The organism is Rhodococcus sp. 1163, from assembly GCF_002091985.1.
Lineage (GTDB): Bacteria > Actinomycetota > Actinomycetes > Mycobacteriales > Mycobacteriaceae > Rhodococcoides.
In genome coordinates this window covers 1-21,498 of sequence record NZ_MKKX01000013.1, presented here as the reverse complement: position 1 = coordinate 21,498, position 21,498 = coordinate 1, and the positions used below count along the sequence as shown (strand labels likewise).

22 protein-coding genes and 4 pseudogenes are annotated in these 21,498 nt (G+C 61.2%); 17 read left to right on the top strand and 9 right to left on the bottom strand.

Translation table 11 applies throughout. From position 1 onward, the window contains the following. Positions 1-97 precede the first annotated feature (97 nt). The gene (locus BJD99_RS02165; RefSeq protein ID WP_218775689.1) at positions 98-643 is read left to right on the top strand and encodes a GNAT family N-acetyltransferase; all 546 of its coding nucleotides are present in this window, start codon (positions 98-100) and stop codon (positions 641-643) included. Between the two features lie 161 nt (positions 644-804). Then, positions 805-987, top strand: coding sequence for a hypothetical protein (locus BJD99_RS02160; RefSeq protein WP_084345164.1), 183 nt, complete (start codon positions 805-807; stop codon positions 985-987). Positions 988-1,230: 243 nt separating this feature from the next. Here the strand turns inward: BJD99_RS02160 and BJD99_RS02155 are convergent, their stop codons facing one another. Further along, complete coding sequence (locus BJD99_RS02155; RefSeq protein WP_084345163.1) at positions 1,231-1,911, bottom strand: FadR/GntR family transcriptional regulator; 681 nt, start codon at positions 1,909-1,911, stop codon at positions 1,231-1,233. Positions 1,912-2,172: 261 nt separating this feature from the next. Here BJD99_RS02155 and BJD99_RS02150 point away from each other — a divergent pair, with 261 nt between their 5' ends. Both BJD99_RS02150 and BJD99_RS02145 read left to right on the top strand, forming a co-directional pair. Further along, a complete protein-coding gene (locus BJD99_RS02150) occupies positions 2,173-3,870 on the top strand; it encodes a 2-isopropylmalate synthase (protein WP_084345162.1) in 1,698 nt (565 codons plus the stop codon). 147 nt (positions 3,871-4,017) lie between these two features. After that, complete coding sequence (locus BJD99_RS02145; RefSeq protein ID WP_084345161.1) at positions 4,018-4,872, top strand: MFS transporter; 855 nt, start codon at positions 4,018-4,020, stop codon at positions 4,870-4,872. Between the two features lie 342 nt (positions 4,873-5,214). Here the strand turns inward: BJD99_RS02145 and BJD99_RS02140 are convergent, their stop codons facing one another. Both BJD99_RS02140 and BJD99_RS02135 read right to left on the bottom strand, forming a co-directional pair. Beyond that, positions 5,215-5,817: a histidine phosphatase family protein gene (locus tag BJD99_RS02140; protein WP_084345160.1), complete on the bottom strand. Its 603-nt coding sequence runs from the start codon at positions 5,815-5,817 to the stop codon at positions 5,215-5,217. Between the two features lie 64 nt (positions 5,818-5,881). Beyond that, positions 5,882-7,039, bottom strand: coding sequence for a PEP/pyruvate-binding domain-containing protein (locus BJD99_RS02135; RefSeq protein ID WP_218775688.1), 1,158 nt, complete (start codon positions 7,037-7,039; stop codon positions 5,882-5,884). A gap of 61 nt (positions 7,040-7,100) precedes the next feature. Here BJD99_RS02135 and BJD99_RS02130 point away from each other — a divergent pair, with 61 nt between their 5' ends. Both BJD99_RS02130 and BJD99_RS02125 read left to right on the top strand, forming a co-directional pair. Further along, positions 7,101-7,499 carry a DNA-binding protein gene (locus tag BJD99_RS02130; RefSeq protein ID WP_084345183.1) on the top strand — a complete coding sequence of 133 codons (399 nt, stop codon included), beginning with the start codon at positions 7,101-7,103 and terminating at the stop codon, positions 7,497-7,499. After that, a complete protein-coding gene (locus BJD99_RS02125) occupies positions 7,496-8,155 on the top strand; it encodes a transcriptional regulator (RefSeq protein WP_084345158.1) in 660 nt (219 codons plus the stop codon). The genes BJD99_RS02130 and BJD99_RS02125 overlap by 4 nt, the downstream gene beginning before the upstream one ends. A 297-nt stretch (positions 8,156-8,452) precedes the next feature. Here BJD99_RS02125 and BJD99_RS02120 read toward each other — a convergent pair whose 3' ends face one another. Next, positions 8,453-9,247 carry an SDR family oxidoreductase gene (locus BJD99_RS02120; protein WP_084345182.1) on the bottom strand — a complete coding sequence of 265 codons (795 nt, stop codon included), beginning with the start codon at positions 9,245-9,247 and terminating at the stop codon, positions 8,453-8,455. A gap of 69 nt (positions 9,248-9,316) precedes the next feature. On the opposite strand from BJD99_RS02120, the gene BJD99_RS02115 reads away from it, so the two are divergent. Both BJD99_RS02115 and BJD99_RS02110 read left to right on the top strand, forming a co-directional pair. Beyond that, positions 9,317-9,682, top strand: coding sequence for a helix-turn-helix domain-containing protein (locus BJD99_RS02115; RefSeq protein WP_256895348.1), 366 nt, complete (start codon positions 9,317-9,319; stop codon positions 9,680-9,682). Positions 9,683-9,805: 123 nt separating this feature from the next. Next, complete coding sequence (locus BJD99_RS02110) at positions 9,806-10,030, top strand: DUF4158 domain-containing protein (RefSeq protein WP_179142148.1); 225 nt, start codon at positions 9,806-9,808, stop codon at positions 10,028-10,030. A gap of 644 nt (positions 10,031-10,674) precedes the next feature. On the opposite strand, the gene BJD99_RS02105 is transcribed toward BJD99_RS02110, so the two are convergent. After that, on the bottom strand, positions 10,675-11,361 hold the full coding sequence (locus tag BJD99_RS02105; protein WP_179142147.1) for a TetR/AcrR family transcriptional regulator: 687 nt from the start codon (positions 11,359-11,361) through the stop codon (positions 10,675-10,677). A gap of 73 nt (positions 11,362-11,434) precedes the next feature. Here BJD99_RS02105 and BJD99_RS02100 point away from each other — a divergent pair. The 3 pseudogenes from BJD99_RS02100 to BJD99_RS02090 form a co-directional block, all read left to right on the top strand. After that, positions 11,435-11,743: pseudogene (locus BJD99_RS02100) on the top strand (malate:quinone oxidoreductase); the annotation flags it as partial. 77 nt (positions 11,744-11,820) lie between these two features. After that, positions 11,821-13,000 (top strand): annotated as a pseudogene (locus BJD99_RS02095) (IS3 family transposase). Positions 13,001-13,028: 28 nt separating this feature from the next. Then, a pseudogene (locus BJD99_RS02090) lies at positions 13,029-14,275 on the top strand (malate:quinone oxidoreductase). Positions 14,276-14,985: 710 nt separating this feature from the next. Here the strand turns inward: BJD99_RS02090 and BJD99_RS02085 are convergent. Continuing rightward, positions 14,986-15,531, bottom strand: a complete 546-nt coding sequence (locus BJD99_RS02085) for a GtrA family protein (RefSeq protein WP_084345154.1) — start codon at positions 15,529-15,531, stop codon at positions 14,986-14,988. Positions 15,532-15,736: 205 nt separating this feature from the next. Here BJD99_RS02085 and BJD99_RS02080 point away from each other — a divergent pair, with 205 nt between their 5' ends. Together BJD99_RS02080 and BJD99_RS02075 are read left to right on the top strand one after the other, a co-directional pair. Continuing rightward, positions 15,737-16,120, top strand: a complete 384-nt coding sequence (locus BJD99_RS02080) for a TetR/AcrR family transcriptional regulator (RefSeq protein WP_306294084.1) — start codon at positions 15,737-15,739, stop codon at positions 16,118-16,120. Further along, on the top strand, positions 16,117-16,491 hold the full coding sequence (locus BJD99_RS02075) for a hypothetical protein (protein WP_143542014.1): 375 nt from the start codon (positions 16,117-16,119) through the stop codon (positions 16,489-16,491). Before BJD99_RS02080 ends, BJD99_RS02075 begins: the two co-directional genes overlap by 4 nt. Positions 16,492-17,193: 702 nt before the next feature. Here the strand turns inward: BJD99_RS02075 and BJD99_RS02070 are convergent. Then, positions 17,194-17,658 carry a thioesterase family protein gene (locus BJD99_RS02070; RefSeq protein ID WP_084345151.1) on the bottom strand — a complete coding sequence of 155 codons (465 nt, stop codon included), beginning with the start codon at positions 17,656-17,658 and terminating at the stop codon, positions 17,194-17,196. A gap of 265 nt (positions 17,659-17,923) precedes the next feature. On the opposite strand from BJD99_RS02070, the gene BJD99_RS21480 reads away from it, so the two are divergent. Genes BJD99_RS21480 through BJD99_RS02055 form a run of 3 tightly spaced genes read left to right on the top strand, consistent with a single transcriptional unit; the run spans position 17,924 to position 19,364 of the window. Further along, a complete protein-coding gene (locus BJD99_RS21480; RefSeq protein ID WP_373270499.1) occupies positions 17,924-18,730 on the top strand; it encodes a PadR family transcriptional regulator in 807 nt (268 codons plus the stop codon). Continuing rightward, a complete protein-coding gene (locus BJD99_RS02060) occupies positions 18,727-19,092 on the top strand; it encodes a hypothetical protein (protein ID WP_084345150.1) in 366 nt (121 codons plus the stop codon). The genes BJD99_RS21480 and BJD99_RS02060 overlap by 4 nt, the downstream gene beginning before the upstream one ends. Continuing rightward, a complete protein-coding gene (locus BJD99_RS02055; RefSeq protein ID WP_084345149.1) occupies positions 19,089-19,364 on the top strand; it encodes a hypothetical protein in 276 nt (91 codons plus the stop codon). Before BJD99_RS02060 ends, BJD99_RS02055 begins: the two co-directional genes overlap by 4 nt. 129 nt (positions 19,365-19,493) lie before the next feature. Here the strand turns inward: BJD99_RS02055 and BJD99_RS20640 are convergent. Both BJD99_RS20640 and BJD99_RS21150 read right to left on the bottom strand, forming a co-directional pair. After that, positions 19,494-19,654 (bottom strand): annotated as a pseudogene (locus tag BJD99_RS20640) (IS110 family transposase); the annotation flags it as partial. Positions 19,655-20,345: 691 nt separating this feature from the next. Then, positions 20,346-20,621, bottom strand: a complete 276-nt coding sequence (locus BJD99_RS21150) for an NAD-dependent epimerase/dehydratase family protein (RefSeq protein WP_256895341.1) — start codon at positions 20,619-20,621, stop codon at positions 20,346-20,348. 220 nt (positions 20,622-20,841) lie between these two features. On the opposite strand from BJD99_RS21150, the gene BJD99_RS02045 reads away from it, so the two are divergent. Next, entirely contained in the window at positions 20,842-21,486 is a 645-nt protein-coding gene (locus tag BJD99_RS02045; protein ID WP_084345128.1) for a ScbR family autoregulator-binding transcription factor, read from the top strand. Positions 21,487-21,498: the final 12 nt, after the last annotated feature.

Genomic DNA, 21,498 nt, shown 5'->3' with positions numbered 1-21,498 from the left:
ACGTCAACCTGGCCGTCTGATCGCCCCACTCGTGCTCCACATTTGTGGCCGATGTTCTGCCGTGGCGGTTCCCCCGGGCTGCGATAGTTTCTCGGTTGTGTTCACAGACATCGAAACTACCCGGCTGATCCTGCGCCCCCTGCGCGAAGAGGACCGACTGACGATGATCGAACTGCACACCGATCCCCGCACGACCCAGTTCCAATCGGACCCGCCCGACGCGGCGCAGGTCGGCCTCCTGGTCGACTCGTGGCTCGCGCACTGGAGAGAACACGGGTATGGCTACTGCGCAGTGACCACCCGAACCAACCCCGACGTGATCGGGCTGGCCGGGATCCGTGCCCGCGACTTTCACGGCGAACGGGTACTGAACCTCGGCTACCGCTTCTGCCCGGAGGTGTGGGGCCAGGGCTACGCGGCGGAGGCAGCGAAAGCAATCGTTGACTGGCGCGCCCGCAAGCTGCCCTGGGTGCCGCTGGTAGCGAGCGTGAGTGTCGCGAACGAACGCTCGGGCCGAGTAGCCGAACGCATCGGCTTCACCGAGTACACAGAAGAGTTCTACGACGGCGCACACTCACGCCACTACCGACTCGAAGCGACCAAGCCAGGCAAGAGGGCAGTTTCGCGAGTCCGCAAAAACTGACGACTTTTTGACGCTGCCGGGCGGCGCGCAGACCACCTCGGCTTGGCCTGGAGCACAAAGGATCTGTGATTGGCCTGGACGCCGACCTGTTCTATTGGGGAAGTCTCTGAGCGATCGAAAATTGCGCACAAGTCGAATACGCCGACATTGCCAGTCACCGTGTGGAATACACCACAAGGCGGAGAGACATTGCCAGCCCCCACGCCGACGTCCGCGGCGCAGCCGGCCGAACCCGCACCATCGCCGCCGCCCTCCGAGCACGACTAGCCAACGGCGAGGACGCAGCCACAATCGAGGCCCGCATCCTCACTGCCGAAGCCGCAGGACTACCCCTCGCTCTGTAGTGACAGAGGTTTGCAACATCGTGGTCGCCCAAATCTCTGTCGAACAAACAAGCCTGACCTGAAACCAACTGCCCGTCGCATGTCCGCCACCGCGTCCGTCGACTAATCCTGTCCTACTTCATGGGTGGATTCGCTCGCCGCACAGGGCAAGTAGCGTCGACTTGACTGCATCGATCAGAAAATGACCTTGCCTCGTCACCGTGACGCGCAAAATAACAGCGCCGCGACTTTGCCGGGCTTTGCTTACGTCGTCGACCCCATAGTGCTCGACAGGTCGTGAAGATGCGCTCGAGTAAGTGACCGGGCCCTCTTTGCGTCCCGCACGCAGATCGCCTCCACCACGTTTGCATGTGCCTGGTGATCAGGGTCATCTCCGAATTCATCTGCCATATGCAACATTTCGATCATCGCACTCCGTAGCCGAGGTGTCATGGTGTCGAATAGGCTCAGCAAAATCTCATTGTGAGATGCGGCGACGATGCTGCGATGAAATGCGATGTCCGCGTCGACCAATTCGGAGACTTCGAATCGCCGCTCGGAGCGAAGCCGCAGTGCGATCTGGATAGCTTCGACATCGGCGGGGGTTCGGCGCATCGCCGCCAGTTCGGCAGCCTCTCCCTCGACCGCGAGGCGGGCTTCGAGAACTGTCTTGATGTGTGCTCGTTTCAACACCAGATCCCATTCGGCACTTGCTTCGTCGACAGAGTTGACGAATACCCCCGACCCTTGACGTGCGAGCAATATCCCCCGGCCGGCGAGTTGGCGAGTGGCTTCGCGCACTGTCGACCGGCCGACGCCGAGCTGAGGAGCCAACGTGGTCTCGCCCGGAAGTTTGGTGCCGACTGGCCATTCACCCGACTTGATTCGCGCGAGTAGTAGATCGGCTGCCTGATCAGCCAGCGATAACCGTTTCACCTGGTTCATTTTGTATACCTTACTCCTCAGCTTGTCTGAGGAGTTGTGCTACGTTGCTCAGGTGCTTAAAACAGTCCTGGTGCTTCTTAGCGGCCACGGCGGGGTCTAGTCGAGTCGGCACCCTCCCGTGGCGCTTAGATCGACGCCGACCGCCTTGGTTAGACGACTAAAAGGTTTACAACCACCATGTCTGTGTTCCCCACCATTTTCACTCCCTCCGGTGCCGTTCCATCCGATGCATCGCCGTGGAACCGACAGAAACGATCTCAAATGCGGTCGCATCGCTACCGCGACGTATTCAGCAAGGTCGATGTTCCGCTTACTGTGCGGAATTGGCCGGACAAGAGGCTGACGCAAGCCCCACTGTGGGTACCTGTCGATCTTCGGGACGGAAACCAGGCACTTCCAGAACCCATGAATCCCGAACGCAAGCAACGGTTCTTCGAACTCATGGTGGCCATGGGCTACAAAGAAATCGAGGTCGGCTACCCCTCCGCCTCGCAGACCGATTTCGACTTCGTGCGATTGCTCGCGCAGTCAGCCCTCGCACCCGACGACGTCACCATCGTTGTGTTCACCCCCGCGCGACGGGACCTCATCGAGCGAACCGTCGAGTCCGTGCGCGGCATCAGAAACGAGGTCGTGATTCACATGTACACGGCCACAGCACCGACCTGGCGCGAAGTGGTCCTCGGTCGAGACGAAGACAATCTCCGAGGCTTGATCCTGGCCAGAGCGACCGACGTCTGGGAACTCGCTGCAGACCTGCCGAATGTGCGGTTCGAGTTCTCACCGGAAGTTTTCAACCTGACCGAGCCCGACTACGTCCTCGACATCTGCGATGCTGTAACCGCACTATGGGATGCGACCCCCCAGCGGCCGGTCATCCTGAACCTGCCAGCAACCGTCGAGGTAGCCACGCCGAACGTGTACGCCGACCAGATCGAATACATGCACAACAACATCGCACGCCGCGACAGTGTGATCCTGTCTGTGCACCCACACAACGACCGAGGAACCGGAATCGCCTGCGCCGAACTCGCCGTCCTGGCCGGGGCGCAACGAGTCGAGGGCTGCATTTTCGGCAACGGCGAACGCACCGGCAATGTCGACATCGCCACCCTTGCACTGAATCTGCACGCGCAGGGCATCGATCCGATGATCGACTTCTCCGACATCGATGAGATCCGCCGCACCGTCGAATACTGCAATCAGCTCGAAGTGCACCCACGGCACCCCTACGTCGGCGACCTCGTACACACCGCCTTCAGTGGGACACACCAAGACGCCATCAAAAAAGGATTCGCCGAGCAGCATGCCCGGGCGCAGAGGGAGAGCGGGCCCAACGCTGCCGCCGAGTGGCGTGTTCCTTACCTGCCCATCGACCCCGCGGACATCGGCCGCTCCTACGATGCGGTCATCCGAGTGAACTCTCAATCGGGCAAAGGAGGGATCGCCTACCTCCTGGAAACCGGTTACGGCCTCGAGCTTCCGCGCCGGCTCCAGATCGACCTCGCCCGGCACGTTCAACGCCGCACGGACGCTGTAGGCACCGAACTCTCCGCCGTCGAGCTGTGGAGCATCTTTCGCGAGGTATACGCCGAAGGAAAAAACGCCGAAGATGTCAACCTGATCAGCTTCGATTCGCACGAAGAACACGGACGAAACACGACTGCGGTCACGGTTGAGATCCACGGGGAACAGAGCGAAAGTACCCATGAAGGAGTTGGACCGGTCGAGGCGCTCATCGAAGCGCTGGCACCACACAACCGCGATGTCGACGTCCTCGGCCTGACCCAGACCAGCGTTCAGTCCGGCAACGACAGTGACGCCGTGACAATGCTGGAATACCGCACTGCCGACGGGTCCGGTTGGTCAGCAGGAGTCGATCGCTCTGTCCTGACCGCCACGCTCGATGCTGTCATCCGCGCCGCCAACTCGCCGGACCGCGCTTCCGCTGATCGATGACCCTAAGTAGCAGTCCGGCAATCGTGTGTGCGCCATTGGTTTTGGCGACATTCGCAGTTGGTACGGACGCATGGGTCGTCGCAGGATTCCTTCCATCGATGGCGGACGAACTTCAAGTGTCGGAGTCTGCCGCGGGCGTGTCGGTGATTGCTTTCGCCGTCGCATATTCTGTTTCGGCGCCGTTACTCGCAGCCGTCACCGCGCACTTTTCGCGACGTCGCGTTCCTTGTCGCCGCACTTTTGACGCTGATGCTGGCCAACGTCGCCACGGCCTGGGCTTCAGATCTGGGTGTGCTGCTCGCAACTCGCGCCGCCGCCGGTGCAGCAGCCAGTGTGGTTACGCCCACTGCAAGCGTTCTTGCTGCGGGCTCGGTGCCGGCCAGTCACCGAGCCCGCGCACTGGCGATCGTGATTGCGGGCCTGACACTTGCTACTGCAGTTGGCGTGCCGTCGGCCAGCCTGCTGAGCAACTTGGTCAGTTGGCGAGGTTCACTCGTCGGTGTTGCGGTGCTGTGCGCAATGTGTGCAGGAGGGGTCCTGTTGTTGGTTCGCTCGTCACCGGCGGCGAAGACACCTCGACTGCGGGAGCGATTCGTACCGCTCGCCGATCCATACATCAGACGAGTACTGCTGATCACCGTGACGGGTATGGCCGCCGCGTATTGTCCGTACACATTTTTCGGCCAGAGCACTGGCACCGCGGGCAATGAACTGACGACCGCGCTGACCGCGTACGGCGTCGGCGCGGTCGTCGGTTCGCTGGCAAGCGGTCGGTTCACGGACTCGTGGGGTCCCGACCGTACCCTCACTGTCGCCTACACCTCCTTGGCACTCGCTATAGCGGTGATCGCAACCCACGGACCGTTTGTAGTAATTTTGTCTGCTTCTGCAGTCTGGGGAGCAGCCTCCTGGGCGCAGACCCCACCGCAGCAGCACCGACTGCTCACCCACGATTCGGCGCACGCCACGATGGTTATCGGAATGAACGCATCCGCGCTGTAAGTGAGTGTTGCGGTTGGCACGATCGCGGGCTCCTTCCTCATCGCCGTGGACCGGTTTCTAGTCATGGCTGCAGCAGGCCTCGCGGTCTGCGCCGCGACCCTGAACTGGCTGGCGACACGAAGTGCATCTTCACCAGGGAACAATGGGCTCGAAGTCAGCTCAGTAAAGAATTACTGAGCGTGCCACCGGCGTCTCAGCTTGCTTCCGTGGCGAGATTCGCTACATAGCGCAGAACTTTTACGTGCCATTCGCCGGAGAGTCTCCGTGGTAGCAGGAGGTTGAGGGACAGTGGTCCGAGATCCGGCGCTAAGGATTGGCCACCGAGCAGCGCCTTTCGCGCCTTCAGGCGCGCAGCGTCGTGGGAAATCCCGTCCAACGCAGATCAGGACGGAGGTGGCTCATGTCGTTGAACATGACGACGCTCGGCGGCAGCTCGGGCCGGTTTTCGATCACGGTCAGGGCCGCGTTCGCGCTATTGAGCCCGAGCCATCGCACCGCTGGGCCGTTCAGGGCATGACGGATGAGCCACGCGATCGGGTAGGCGTGGGTGACAAGAACTTCGTGAATATCGGCATCACCATCCGGCGGTACAGCAAATCTCGCAGTGAGACTGTCCGCTATCTTGTGCCCTCTTTCCGCTTCGTCAGCGTCGTAGCCGTCGAAGAAAGGCACCCATGATGGCGGGATCTCCTCTGGTGACGGCACGTAGGGCACATGGTCGATCAGCTCGGATGCTTCACCAACAGGGGCGCTGCCGCTCAGGAAGATGTTCAGCTCGCGGGCGGTATCGGCCGCCCGCGGAAGCGGCGAGTGCCATACGGCGTCGATTGGCAGATGCGCTAAGCGCTGCCCGAATGAACGGGCCTGTTCACGTCCAGTGTCGGTGAGGTTGCCGAACGCGTCGGCGTCGCCGTGGCGTGCGATGTAGAGATGCCTCGTAGCCATGAGTTGTCAGGAGCATCAACGGCGATGCCACTGCTCTCCTTTCTCTCGGGGGGCAAGGTTCGGGTCAGAGGACGGTGACCGTTCCGGCTGTACCGTTCAGCGTTATCTGAGCGCCGTCCTCGATCTGATTGATGGCGTTGTCGACGCCGAGCACGGCGGGGATGCCGTACTCGCGGGCGATGATCGCGGCGTGCGAGAGCGCACCGCCCGTCTCGGTGACAACGCCGGCCGCGATGGTGAACAGGGGCGTCCAGGCCGGGTCTGTGTACGGGCAGACCACGATGTCGCCTCGGTGGACGGAGGAAAAATCGGAGAGGCTACGTACAATCCGTGCTGCAGCGGTGACCTGTCCGTGGGAACCTGGAGTGCCGTTCAGCGCCTTCGTCTGGTCGGAGGAGCCGGGAACCCTGCTAGCGGGGAGCGCTGCTGTGATCGGGCGTGCTTGCAGAATCCACACAGTGCCGTCTTCGACGGACCATTCAATGTCCTGCGGCCCGTCGAGCACCGCGGCAATACGACCTCCTACTTCAGTCAAGGCCGCGATCGTGGCATCGTTGAGGGCACGTGCAGATTGCTTGTCGGGCGCGACCAGGCTGCTGGCGACACCGCCGCGCTCGTGATCCAGATCGATACGGGTCTGTTTGCTTCCGACTGCATAGTGGATGGCCCCGTTCGAGGTGACCTCGTAGGTGTCGGGCGTGACCCTTCCGCCCACGACGGCCAGACCCAGGCCCCAGGATGCTTCGATCCGAGTCGGTCCCCCGCACTGCTGCGGCGTGAACATGACCCCCGAAACATCCGCCTCGATCACCGGCTGCACGAGCACCGCGATGCTAGACGCGCGGCGAGACGGGCCACCGGTTCGTGTCCAGTAGTCACCCACTCGTGCAGCGAGGGCCGATTTCCGACACGTCGCTATGGCCTGACATACGTCATCTGCACCGCGAACGCCGATGATGCTCTCGTACTGGCCCGCCGCCGAAGCATCCGCACTGTCCTCGCTGGCCGCCGAGGAGCGCACTGCCACCATCGGGCTGCCCCACTGTTCAAGCTCAAGGGCGACGGCTTCACGAAAGGAGTGCGCGGTCACGGCGTCGGACGGCTGACCACCGTCTACCACGACGAACCCGTCGGGCACTGACACTCCCTCGCGCAGCAACACAGCGAGCACTGCCGCTTTGCCACCGGAGGTCGGCCGGGTCGCTTCTAAGAGCTTCGTCAACATCACTCACCTATCAACATAATATTGACAACATTTTGTTGATGGTAGCAGGATGGGTGGCATGGAAGCCAAGCACTACGTCGAGCGGCCCAGCAGCGCCGACCACGCGCGAGCTCGGCGAGAGCGCCACGCCGAAAGCCGACTTCTCGACAAGGGCGCAGACCAGTTGACACCGCGACCGTGGAAGCCCGATCCGGCAACCTCGCCCTCGGCGGTAGATCTGACGCAGTACGCGCTCTGGCGCTCATCCGAGCTGACCCCGGATGAGCTTCTGGGGTCGCTGTCGTTGCTCCCGGCGGCTCGCGCCGAGCTCGAAAGCGTGGAAGTCGGCCTACTCTTCGTCGCTCGCAGCGAGGGGCTGACGTGGGCGCAGATCGCCGAGGCCATGGGATTTCGATCTCCGCAGGCCTGCCAGCAGTACGTGAACCGGCTCAGCGCCAGGCAGGACGGACGAGCATGACGCACAAGTCCGCGCCGGAACTGCTCGTGCTGCACGCCGTGCGCCTCGTAGGTTTCGCTGACAGTGGAACGGTCGCCGAGCGGGCGGGTACGAGTCACCCCGAAGCTCTGCGGGTGCTCAGTAAGGCGGAGCGTGAGGGCTGGGTGCAGCACGCCGCGTTCGCTGACCTCGATGGCTGGTCGCTCACCGAATCGGGCAAGTCGGAGAACGAGCGACAGCTCGCATCGGAACGCGTAGTTGCTGACCCCACGGGCGCGGTGGCCGCCGTCTACCGCCATTTCCTTCCGCTCAACGCTCGTCTGCTCCGTGCGGTCACAGACTGGCAGATCAAGGCCACCGAAGCAGACAAGTTCGCCTCCAATGACCACGCCGACCTCGTATGGGATAGACGCGTTCTCGATGAACTCACTGCACTCGGCCGGGAACTCGCTCCCCTGAACAAACGCCTCTCCGAGGTGCTGTCCAGATTTGACGGTTACACGTCCCGGTTCGATCTGGCGATGGGCAAAGCGAAAGACGGACAACGGGACTGGATCGACAAGTCAAACTTGGACTCTTGCCACACAGTCTGGTTCCAACTCCACGAAGATCTGGTCGCCACACTCGGCGTTGACCGACGTGGAGAAGACTTTACGAGCTTTGCAAAGCGTTCCTAGCCTAAGGCTAATGGTGCAACACATGTCGTGCGCCTACGCTTGCAGGAAGCAGTGCTTTCAGCTGCGAAATCGACCGTGGGTACATTGTCGAGGCCGAAGTGAACCCAAGAGAAGCCGCGAAGCAAGCACTCGCTGCTGGACACGCAGTGGTGGCCACCACTCGCGGAACAACGTTCCCCATCACAGACCCCCGGTTCACCGTCCTGCAGCTCGACCCCGCAAACAAAGCGGCGTGCCACCGGACCGTCGAGGAAATCGGCGCGATGGACACCCAGTGGGCGACCGCAGGGATGCAGTTCAGCCAGCCCCGAAGCGAGTACGACGAGGTGCGGGCGCAGGGGACTCGATTTTGCTGTACTGCAGATAATCTGCGCCTCCGACGTAGAACGTCTGTCCAGATTCGATGGCGGTGGTCGATGCCTGAACGACGACCTGGGCGAACTCCTCGATTGTAGGCAGGACGCCTTGTTCGCGGCGCGCAGTCACCGCTTCGGGATTTCGCCGCTCGAGCAGGCGCACGATGATGGTTCCGTCAATCATGTCCCCGGACACAACCGCAAGGTCGATCCGCTGTCGACGCAGGTCAGGAATGAGGGCTCGCAGTGCGTCTTCGCCCGCCCGTTTGCTCAGAGCAATCGGCTCGTAGTCTCGGGGCACCGGTTGCTGGCCGACGAAATGCGCTTGGTGGCTGGTGACGAACACGATTCGGCCACTGGGTCGCATGATGGGTCGAACGAGTTCTGTCAGTGTCAACTGCGCGTCGCGGTTCAATTGCATGGCATAGTCCGATGCTGCGCCTAACTCTAATCCGCCGGACGCATTGAGGACTACCAAATCAAGGTGCCCCAACCGATCTGCGACCAACGCGACCATGGCCTCGACACTTCGGACGTCAGCGAGGTCTGCCTGAAGAGCCAAGGCTTTGCCACCGGCAGACTCGATCTCGCTGACCACCTTCTCAGCTCGAGCCCGCTTTTCGCGGTAATTGACGAGGACGAGGTAACCAGCAGATGCGAGCTGGAGGGCAACCTCAGCTCCAATCCCGCGAGAGGCACCCGTCACCAGAGCAGTCCTTTTCGCCTTTTCCACCATCATCTCTCTACCCCATCATTCACTCAGCGCCCTACGCTTCTGATTCAGAAGTAACTATGGTGGTTCGAAATGAGAAGCGCAAACGAACCTCCACCTGACCGATCTGGCAGCGATGAGGAAGCAGCAGCCGCCTGTGCCGCGATGGATCTTCTGGGCCAGCGTTGGAGCATGCGCATCGTGTGGGAACTCGAAGCCGGTCAAATTGGGTTCCTAGAACTGCGTCGACGCATGAACAACTGCTCATCGAGCATGCTGGCCGAGAGGCTTAGGCAGCTGCAAGAAGCGGGCGTTATCGAGAAGAACGCCAAACGCGCCTACGAACTCTCGTTCGCCGGAATTCGGTTGAGCCAGGCGTTGGAGCCGCTGTGGGACTGGTCCCGAGTCTGGGCTTCCGGCGAGCGCTTCAATCCTTTTCCTCCTGGGACCCAACAATGAGGTACCGGCACTTCCCATGTCAGGGCCTGTGGATTAAACGGTGTTTCTGACCTGACACGACTCTGCGGTCGGTAAAGAATTGCGCACGATGTGAATACATGCATATTGCCAGCATTCGGGGCGTTGTCCCGTGTCGAGCTGGAACGGTTCTTCTACCTCGATGACGAGAACCGGAAGCTGATCGCAGGGCGGCGTCAGGACTACACCCGGTTGGGGTTCACCCTTCAGATCGTGACGGTCCGCCAGCTCGGAATGTTTTTGGCCGATCCGCTCGGCGCGCCCCCGGAGCTGGACGACTATCTCACCGAGCAGTTGGGTATCGAGGTCTCCTCGTGTGTGGAGCAGTAACACCGAGCAAAAGGAAATCAAACTCGAACAGGCTTGGGTGATCCAGCGCGACTACGGCTTGACATCCTATGCCAAGGTCGAGGCGGGAGTTGGCGGCGTGGGTCACCGGCGATGGCCCCAAAGCGATTCTCGCAGGCGCGGTCGACTGGCTATGTAAACATCAGGCGCCGCTTCCCGGCCCGCCGACTCTGGCACGTGTGGTGACCGACGGGCGACAGGCGGCTGATTAGCGGTTATGGAGCAAGCTGACTGATCAACTCGCTGCTGGTTCTGCCTCAGCACTACTGGCGTTGCTCGATGCCCCCGAGTGCACACGTCGTGTCAGCGAACTGGAACGGCTCGCACGCACGGCGCCTCGAGGAGCTGTTCCCGAACGCACGTCAGATGCACATCGATAACTCGTGGACACTAATCCTGGAAGTCCAGCCCCAAAAGTTCGCGGCAGCGCTGCGTGTGTTCGCCCCTCCCGCGTAGCTGTGCTCATCAACCACAGACGGGTCCGTCGTTGGTGGTGCGGTCTTTTATGAGGAGTTCTGGGATCGGGGTTGCAACCCTGATCTCCGCCCAATCCTCCGCAGATATCGCCCCGCCTTCCCCCGGGGTCACCTTTCCGGGAACCTGTCGGGGTTAGTTTTCAGGAACCATCAACAACAGTCATGCTTGTCTCGGGCCATTGCTGTGACGCCGTGGACGTAGGTTGCGATGCCCAGTTTGTTGAACGTCTCGGGTGCTGTGTCGTCTGAGAGATCCGACCACGCTGCGAGAATGTTGGGGTACCGGTCCGGAGGCAAGCCGTCTCGGATCGTGTCGTATTCGGCGTTGAGCTGAGCGTGCCGTTCGGGTTCGAGGACGGATCCGGTGAACAGTGGCTCGTTGACAAGTCCGACGACGGTCCGCACCCCGTGCCGTGCCAACTGGGTTGCTTCCTGCACAGTGAAGCCCGCAGACCGGAGCAGACCGAGTGAGAGTTCCATCAGCTGGCGCCCGGTGTCGGAGTAGAGCATGCGCGGCATGACGATCGGGGCGGCGCCGGGATAGCGAGCCAGTACGTGCATGAAGTCGCTCAGCAGGGTGCGTAGTTGCTCATCCCAGGAGCCGGCCGGATCGACGGTGAGCTCGAGATCGCGGCACACTCGATCGCCCATCGCTTCGAGAAGCTCGTCCTTGTTCTTCACATGCCAGTAGATCGCCATCGGCGAGACGCCGAGCGTGTCGGCCAGACGGCGAATCGTCAGGCCATCCAATCCCTGAGTATGCGCGACGTCCAGCGCGCCTTCGACCACGGAATCCTTGGTCAGACGTTTCTTGATCGGACTTGTTCGAGATGTCACTCCCCGAATTGTACAGCTGTACAGGTGCAGTGATAACCTCGAAACTGTACTAAGTACGAGAAGGGTGCGGCGAATGAATTCAACTGAGCAGGAACCGGTCGACGAAGCCATGTGCGATGTCGTGTTGATCGGCGGCGGCATCATGAGCGCGACGCTGGGACTGTTGCTGCGCCGGTTGCAACCGGAATGGACGATCCGCGTCTACGAACGCCTGCCCGGCGTCGCCGAGGAATCCTCGAATGTCTGGAACAATGCCGGCACCGGACACGCCGCATTGTGCGAGCTGAACTACACCAGCGAGCTGCCCGACGGCACCATCGACATCACCAAAGCGATCGCGATCAACGAACAGTTCCAGGTCAGTCGACAACTGTGGTCCTGGCGTGTCCCCGGTGAACGACGCCATCTTGTTCTAGAGTCCTGTTGCCCGTGACCTGGGCGGATAGGAAGATGAGAATTATGGCTGGACGGAAGCGAAACTCCGCTGAGGACATCGTGCGCAAGCTGCGCAGAGCCGGCGAGCTCACCGCGGCGGGCAAAACGCAGGAGGAGATCGCCGCCGAACTCGAAGTCTCGGCGGCGACGTTGTACAACTGGCGCCGCCAGTACGGCGGCATGGACACCGACGCCGCGAAGGAACTCAAGGACCTTCGTGAGCAGAACGGCCGGCTCAAACGTCTGCTTGCGGATGCGGAGCTCGAGAAGGACGCGTTGAGAGAGGTGGCCAAGGGAAAATTCTAGACCCAGCTGCTAAGCGCCGCGCCGTGGACATGCTCGTGAAGACGTTGAAGCTGTCGAAACGGTTGGCCTGCAAAGCAGTTGGGCTTCCCCGATCCACCTACGCCCGAACTCCGATCGCGCAGACACCCGCGGACCCTGACGCCGACCTGAGGGCGGCGCTCTGCACCTACGCAGGGAAGAACCCGATGCACGGGTTCCGCCGCGCCTGGGCGCATCTGAGGCACGATGCGGGCATCACGGTGAACAAGAAGAAAGTGCACCGGTTGTGGAAAGAGGAGGGTCTGCAGGTTCGGATCTACCATCCCCGCAAGCGTGCCGGCATCAGCTCGACCCCACAGATCGAGGCCGATGCTCCGAAAGTCGTATGGGCACTTGATTTTCAGTTTGACTCCACCGTCGACGGCAAGGCGATCAAGATCGCGTCGATGATCGACGAGCACTCCCGGCTGTCGGTGCTGAACATCGTGGAGCGGTCGATCACGGCTCGGCGGTTGACCGAAGAGTTGGAGAAGGCGTTCGCGTTGTGGGGTGGGCCGCCGCTGGTGTTGCGGATGGACAACGGACCTGAGTTCATATCGCATGTGCTGCAGCAGTTCTGCCGTGACCGCATCGGAATCTCGTACATCCCGCCGGGCACACCGTGGAACAACGGGCACATCGAATCTGGGGGTACCTCCCTGGACGAAGTCCTTGGGGGATCAATAACCGACTACGGAAGGAATGCCTGAACCGCAACCATTGGATGAGCCTGCTCGAGGCTCGGGTGGTGATCGAGGATTTCAAGGACGACCACAACCACCGGCACCGCCACTCGTCGCTGAACTACCGAACGCCGGCCGAGTACGCTGCGAAATGCACCCACACCCACCAGCCGGTGGACGGCTGCGAGATCGACTGACATCAATCAGAAGCGGCTCTAGATCGAAGTGGTCCGACTATCGGGGACCTGCCAGTCCCACCTGGTCGAAACCGGAATTCTTCGCACCCCAGGCAGTTTCATCAACCCCGTCCCACACATGACCTTCGTGCAGGGAACCGACAACGTCGACTACCTCCGCCGCCGCTACCGAGCACTGTCCGAGCATCCACTGTTCGCTTCGATGCAATTCAGCGACGACCCCGACACGATCCGCCGGTGGGCATCGCTGCTGATCGACTCCCGCCCGAGCGGCGAGGCCATGGCGGCAACCCGCGATGTCACCGGCACCGATGTCGACTTCGGATCGTTGACCCGTCAACTCTTCGACTACCTCGCCGCGGCCGGCGTTCACATCGGGTTGCACCAGGAGGTCGAGGCCTGCGTCAAAACCCCGACAGCACATGGCAATTGCGGATCCGGAACCGCCATAACCGGGCGGAAACCACGACACGCGCTCGGTTCGTCTTCGTCGGCGCCGGCGGCTGGGCCCTCAAACTCCTCCACAAGGCGCGCATTCCCGACGCCCGCGGGTATGCATTGCTACCTATCAGTGGCCGATTCTTGCGATGCGACAACCCTGACGTCACCGATCGGCACGATGCAAAGGTGTACGGGAAGGCCCCGATCGGGGCGCCGCCGATGTCGATGCCACATCTCGACACCCGCGTGGTCGACGGCAGTCGGTCGATTCTGTTCGGCCCCTACGCCGGGTCGAGCCCGAAGTTCCTCAAAAATGGATCGGTCCTGGACCTGCCCAGATCTATCCGCGCACACAACGTGACACCGTTGATCGCGATGGCCAAGGACAACCTCGCGCTCGTTCGACTACTCGTCACCGAACTCACAGCGAGCAAGTCGAAGAAGCTCAAGGCGCTACGAGAATTCGTTCCCACGGCGAACCCACAGGACTGGTCGATGATCACAGCGGGTCAACGCGCACAGATCGTCAAGAAGGACCCCGACCGAGGTGGAGTGCTGCAATTCGGAACCGAAGTCGTTGCCGCCCAGGACGGAACGATCGCAGCGGTACTCGGCGCATCACCAGGCGCTTCCACGGCGGTACCGATCATGCTCGAACTCCTCGACAGATGCTTCCCCGAACACCGTCACCAGTGGGCACCCGCACTGCTCGAGATGATCCCCACTCTCGGTGTCAGCCTTTCCTGCAACCCGGCACTCGCCGAACGAACCATGATGACAACTGCCCGAACCTTGCACCTGTCAGCGTCAACTTCATCTGACAGCACCCCGTGAACGTCACCGGCATGCTTGGGTAGTGATGTGTTGTCATTCGCCCACTGCTTCGTCCATCTCCAAGGACACCGGTGCCGGCTTCACTCACGCCCGGTCTATTCGGCAGTCGACGTGCAACGTTGATCGACGCGGTGGCTCCGATAGGAGCACCCGATCAATTCCCGGACTTGGGGTTCAGCAGCAGGCAGGGAACGACTGGAGTGATAATGCTTTCGCCGAGCGTGCAGTCGTCTTCTGGAGAATGCAGTCCTCTTCTGAAACTGACTTGCCTGACCGGAACTCGCTGACATGGACCGTCCGGTAGAGGTAGTCCGGTGATGAACCCCGAAACTGGGGCGCCAACCGAAGCACCGAATTTGGCGCCAGTACTTTACCTGCCTGCCCAGCTAATTTGGCGGGCGCTCCGTCAGCGATCGGTTCCGGATTGATCACCGGGCAGCTTCTTCTGGGAATGACCAGTTCAGCGAGTTCCAGCCGACGGTCAGCTGTCAGGATGACCGGGCATCGTTCGACTATTGGGCCCTCTGCGCTGTTGCTACAGGGGCATCCAGTACCGGCCCCGCCACGACGAGAACACCCCGTCCTGGATACTCGCCGCTGGCCCGGCCACCCATGCCCACCTGGCGGTCACACCGGTCGGAGGATTCATCCCCTCGACTCGATGCGACCCTGCTCGTCCGGCCCGCAGAGCATGCCCGCTGCGGTGGTGGCTAGGCAGACTTGTCCAGGTCTGAGTCCACAGTCTCGGAGTCCACTGTTTCGGCCGATTGAGTTGGCTGGTGTGGAAACACGAATTTGCTCATCGCCCACCACCGGAACGCGGTGGCAATCAAAGTGCCCAGAATCGTGCCGCTGACCAAGTCAGCAAGATTCTCCGCAATGAACGACACATGGGGGGTGCGCAGATCCAGGATGTAGCGTGAAATCCACAGTGGGACTTGATTGAGTGCCAAACCGACCCCAGCTACACCGAAGAACAGGGCTGCTTCATGATGTTGCGGTCGCCCGCCGCGATTGGAGAACGACCACTCGCGATTGAGAACATACGACAGAATCGTCGAAACCAATACAGCGAGAATGTTGGCGGTAACAGGGTTCTGTGGAAGAACAGTCCATTTGAGACCGAAAAAAATGACGACGGTGGATACGAACGTAATAGCACCCACGCTCAAAAACTTCAGCAACTCGGCATGGGCGAGAACTTTCGCCAGCCATCTCTGTGGCAGCCATGCCACCACCCGCTCACCGAAGCTCACGTCTGACCACCCCTTCGATCTGAGCCCCAGCTTTTCCGCAGAAAACCGGCCGCGAGGATATCTTCCAGCATGCCGATGAACATCCTGCCCAGCGGATCGTTCGGGTCCGGTAGTCGATTCCCTCACGGAATCCGCGACCGGCCTGGGTGCGCAGTGCACCCGCGCTCGGACCGACGTTCGGGCTATTGACTGGTCGTTCTAGAACGTGCATTCTTCAACTGTGGGCAGACCAAGAGGGTTTGAGTCGAGCACGGTTGTTGCTGCCGCAACTGTCCTCTTCGACAGCGACGGGTACGAGGGTAGTTCGATGGATCGTCTCGTGCAGGTGACCGGAGTCCATCGGGGAAGTCTCTACGCCACATTCGGCAGCAAACGTGGTCTCTTCCTCGCATGCCTGCACGCTGCCGTCACGTCCACGGCACCCAGCGGGTCGGGCCTGCTGCTCGTCGCCCTGGGTGAATTGGCGTCTCGGGACGGGGAGGTGCGTGCGATATGCGCCGAAGCGATTGACGCATGGGGCGATCAGGCGGCACACGAACTCGGTAGACGACTGCTGGCGCGGGCCGGCCTGACGGAAGGGAACGAATGAATAACGTGACGATCGACCGAAGTAGGGGAATGCTCGTGGTCGAGCCACGCGGACTGAACAAGCTGTGGGGATTCGTGCGCCGTATCGAGGTGTCGCTATCCCAGGTGCGCGGCGCTACGCATGACCCAGGCGCTGCTCAGGAGTACAAGGGCGTGAGGGCGCCCGGCCTGGGCCTTCCGGGACATAAGTGGGTGGGGACCTGGCGTAAGGACGGCGAGCGGCACTACTGGAACGTCAAGGGCGGGAGGGACGTCGTGGTCGTCGAGGTCTCCACCCCGCGATTCAACCCCCTCTACCTGAGTTTCGAGGAGCCGCGCAAGGTTGTCGATGCGATCAACGCGGCCATCGCGGCCATCGCGGATCAGAACTGACACCTCGATCCGGAAGCCGGAGCACAGATCCGCGATTGGACTTGCGGTAACCGATTCGCTCGGCAGTAAGGCCGATCGGAAGGCTGGATGGTTGGACACTGCGACCTACCCACCTTTGGTGGATGCGATCCCGTGATTGCAGTGGCAGCTGTCTGGTTTTGGCAGCGTCGGCATCGAATCGTGGTTGGTGTCGCCTCAGTCAGCAAATCGGTCGGGCGAGAAATCCACCAGATCCGATGAGAAGGATCTATAACCGGGGCAACCGAAGGAGGCCCGTTGGAGTGACCAACGTGCGCCTCGCGGTCGCACCAGCTGGTGGTGACCCGCCCTCAACGAGGGCCGACGTTGCGGCTACCGACCCGTCGACCTAGCCTGGTTCACGGATTCAGCTGTGGCACAGCATCACCGAAAGCTCGCCACCGACAGTCTCCTGACACCCGAATGCTTGAACACCGCCGCGGCTGTGGCGCCGAGCCGGATAACCTCTTCGATAGTCGACACCCTGCGGTGAACCCCCGCACGGCGTGCTCGGCAACTGCCGCGATCTGCTGGGCGCGCTCGACGACGGTACAACGCAGGTAGCCGCAACCGGTGGGCAATCCCGCAGGACTGACCGAGAAGGGCGTCCAAGCCGCCAGTGTGAGGGCCGCAAGAAACACGAGAGAGCTCGGATCCCCCTCCCGTAGCCCACCTGTTCCGAGGTCAATTCCGCGGGAAACGAATCGTGCGCCCCACACCGTCAGGTAGGCCCGCCTCACCTTGCTCGGCAGCGAAACGCGTGAGCCGGGTGCGGACGTCGGGGGGCATCGGAGTGGTTCGTCTCGTCTCGAGATCAACGTGCAGGTCCAACTGCTCGGACACCGCCACCCGCGTTCGGTCACCGAGAGTGCGCACTTCATGGAAGAAGTGCAGGCGTTTGGCATCCACCCCCAGCAACCAGGAATCGACGGCCAGCGATGTCCCGCGCCGCACCTCTCGTTCGTAGGTCATTGCGCTCTGCACGACGACCTTCCCGAACCCCGTCTGCCGGACGTAGTCGTCGCCCAGACCTAGTGCGTCGGTGAACGCGGCGTGTGCGCGATAGACCACGATCCCGTAGTACTGGGCGTTCATGTGGTCGTTGATATCGATCCACGTTTCGTCGACTTCACATTCGAGGGTCCGCACATCGTCACCTTCTGTATCTACTCGTAGTTTCTGGGGGACTATCGGCCACCAACGCAACTGCCGACGTGCCGCCAGCAATCCTCGGGCAGCGGATCATCGTCGGTGACGCTCCCCGGACCGGGGGTACGTCAGGCCCGCATCAGCGGCAGATGTTGTTGTTCGGCACAAGTGGACAAATACACGGCTCGTATCCTGTCCCGATGTTGCCGACGGGCTGCGCCGCACACGTGGTGATGCAACCCTCACAACACTCTCCGACACCGACATGTCGACCATGGTGCATCTATTCAGAACCGAACACCCCGAATGTGACGCGATTCTCACCACTGAAATGTTCGGCTCTTTCCAACCTGACCCATTCGTCTACCGGTTGTATTTCCACCGGCGAACCCGACGGTTGAGCCGGAGTACCGGCACTTGCTCGCCGGCACCGAAATGGAGTTCTTTGCAGGGCTACCGGCGCGGACGGGTGCCCTTCGAGACGTACAGGCTCAGTGGATCAGCTCACGACTATGCATCGATCACTGTGGGCAGCCCACACGAACCGTGCTTGACGGAGCTCTTCCGCGCATATATGAAAGCCAGCGGAATCAGAGCAAACGCACGTCGCGACCGACAACGCCACCGCAGACATAGTCTCGAGAAACGCCCACCTCGACACGGGTTCACAGCGAGCCATCAACGTTGCACACGTAGTAGCGCGCACCGACAATTCACCGTTGACACTCGCGATACGATGCATCGTATGGCGAAACAAGGGCGCGATGTACGAGGACTAGCTCGATTCGGTGAGCCAGGAGTGCTGGTTCTGCTATCCCTCAGCGGAGGGGCCAAGCACGGTTATGCCATCACCGCCGACGTCCTCGAACAGACTGGGCTCCAATTAGGTCCGGGAACTCTATACGGCGCGTTGACCAAAATGGTTGACCTAGGGCTTATATCCCCACTGCCTTCGGATGACCGACGACGACCGTACGAGATCACCATGTCGGGCCGCGAAGCACTGACAGCGCAAATCGCCACCTGGTCTCGAATAGTCGACACTGGCCGCACCCGGCTGGCCCCGGCATGATCACGCTGCTTCTCGCGCTGCATCCAAAATCGTGGCGGAGTCGCTACGGCGATGAGTTTCGGGCCCTGCTCGAGGCCCAGCCGATGACGTCGGCGGTGGTGCTCGACGTGCTTGGCAATGCTGCCCGCCAACAGGTTCGCTCTCACCCAATCCTGCTTCAGATAGCCATGGCGATGGCACTCTCTGCTGGGGTGGCGTGGGTAGCGCTGACCCATCAGTTGACCGACAACATTCTCTGGGCACCCGACAGCGGACCGAGGGCTGTACTTCTTGCTGCACTGCTGCTGCCGTGGCTACCGCTCGCCACCGACCTCGTTGCCGCAACACGGCAACGACGACCGCGCGAACGACTTCTCCCATGACGACGCAGCGACCTCGTGCGGTGACAGTGCTGCGCTGGTGCGGACTGGTCCTGCTAGCGGTGATCGCAGTGTTCTTCGTGGCACGGGCAGTGGCGGAGATCGCCACCGTCGACCCCGACCGCCCCGAATCGTACGAACAGGACTGGGGCGGACCGCATTATCTCGGGGTGGTTGCCGTGCATGCGGGACCAGGACTACTCATCCTGCTATCAACCGCTCTGTGGTTACGGCGCTTAACCCACCAAAGAAAGACCCACCACAGCAAGAAATGACACCGATTCAACTGGGCGCGGAGATCAACCCCAAGGAGGAATCGAGGTATGAACGAACGACTCGATGTCAGATTCCGACAATCGGTAGATTCGGCCACTCCACTTTCCGTGTCTTAACCTATGCCCAAGCTGATCGACGATGATCAACAGCGGTCCGTGTAGTGGGCAGTCGAATACTGCTCGCAGACGAGCCTCGTCGTTGGGGCGAGTGCCTTCGGCGTCGAGGCCGGCGGCGTGATGTTCGGATTTCCCACGTCGATGCCGCAAAACACGACGTAACTCGTGTCCATGAAGCGAGTCCTTCGTCCGGTCCCACCGGTCGCCGATCCGGCGTCAACACCCGACACCCACGTTATGAAGAGACCTGCTCATGATGAGCGGCCTTGTGCCCATCAGCGGTCCGTGGGGCCACCACACCCGGCGGCACCACCCCTCCGGATCATTGATGACAGAGGCAAGAAGTCATACCAATCCTGGGGATCGCAGCCCTCGGTTTCAAGGACCATCCAATAGATAACGAGGACACGGTCAATCGACGCTCTACGACCAGCACAGACGAGAGCGGAACCAATGGTCGACGCTGATCATGTCTATCTTGCGCGATGTTGAGTCCCAGCTCCTTGGCTACCTTTCAGCGCGTCGACCCGGGCGATCGAACTCCGGGGCAGACTCCAGTTCGCCTCCTGCGCATGATGCGTGAGAACGTCGATGACTTTCACCAGTTCAGGCTCATTGACATGAAGCGTTGTGCCATAACGAAATCGTTGCTCGACCGCGAGATGACGTAGAGAGCTCGCGAGGTCATCGACGCCGACTATCAACTGCAGCGCCAATCCGTCATCGATGACTACCCCCAGTCGAGTCACGATTTTTACAAGTGCTGGTAGAAACCAACTGTCGCCGACCCCGTAGACGAGATGCGGTCGAATGACCAGACCTCCGCTGTCACGGACGCACAGCTCTGCAACGGCCCGCGTCCGACTAGCCACCGATTGCGGGGCAGATGGGCGCTCCATCGACCGGTAGATCCCGAAACGGCCCCGCCCCGTACACCGCTGCAGTACTGACATAGAGCAACCGCTCGACACCGACTTCTGATGCGATCGACGTAACGGTCCGCATGCCTTGCTCATTGACGCGAAATCTTTGTTGCTGATCGTTTCCTACGTAGGAAACGCAGCTGATAACGGTCGAGGGCTGACTCATGGCCGCTCGCAGGGATCCGATGTCGTTGATCTCGCCAATTGCAGCGATCATCCCGACGTCCTCGAGCTCTCCGGCTGCGCTGACAGTACGAACAAGCCAATGACGTGGCCATGATCGCCGGAAGCGAATTGCCGCATGACAGCGGAGCCGATGAAGCCACCGGCTCCGAGCACCAAGGTAGTCACAGCATGTCGGTGCCGAGGACGCTGGTTGGGTGGCTCTCGACGTATCGTTGAGAGCCACACCGCCATCGACGAGAGCTAGGTACTACATGCAGGAGCGCGCTGTTCTTACGCGCCAGGCCGTCATCTTGGGAGCTGCCACGAGCTTCGAAAAGTTCGGCTACTCCGCCAGCCTGGGCACCATCCTGCAGCACGCCGGTGTGAGCAAAGGTGCGATGTATTTCCACTTCGCGTCTAAGGAAGAGCTCGCGCACGCGGTCATCGAAGCGCAACACGCTATGGCCATGGAAGGCAACCGACTGGTGGGCACTCAGTCCGACACCGCGATCGAGATGCTGGTGCTGGTGTCCCAAGAGATGGCGCGGCAGCTCGTAACCGAGCCCATCGCGCGAGGCGGCATGCGCTTGACGATGGAAATCGGGAGCATCCAGGGTCCGATAGAAAAACCGTACTTGGACTGGATCGACGCCATCAAAGAGATTGCGCTGCAAGCAGCCGAGGACGGCGACATCGTCGAGGGCACCGACATCGACGCGCTGGCCCGGTTCATCGTGGGCTCGTTCACCGGAGTGCAGATTCTCTCGGAGATGTTGACCGGCAGAACCGACCTGTACGAGCGGTTGAACCAGATGTGGAACCTGGTGTTGCCGACCATTGTTCACAAGAGCATATTGGCTCACGTAATGAGATTGGCCGCGCTTACACCCCGTAAATCGGAAGCGGCGAGCGCCTGACACAGTCGATGC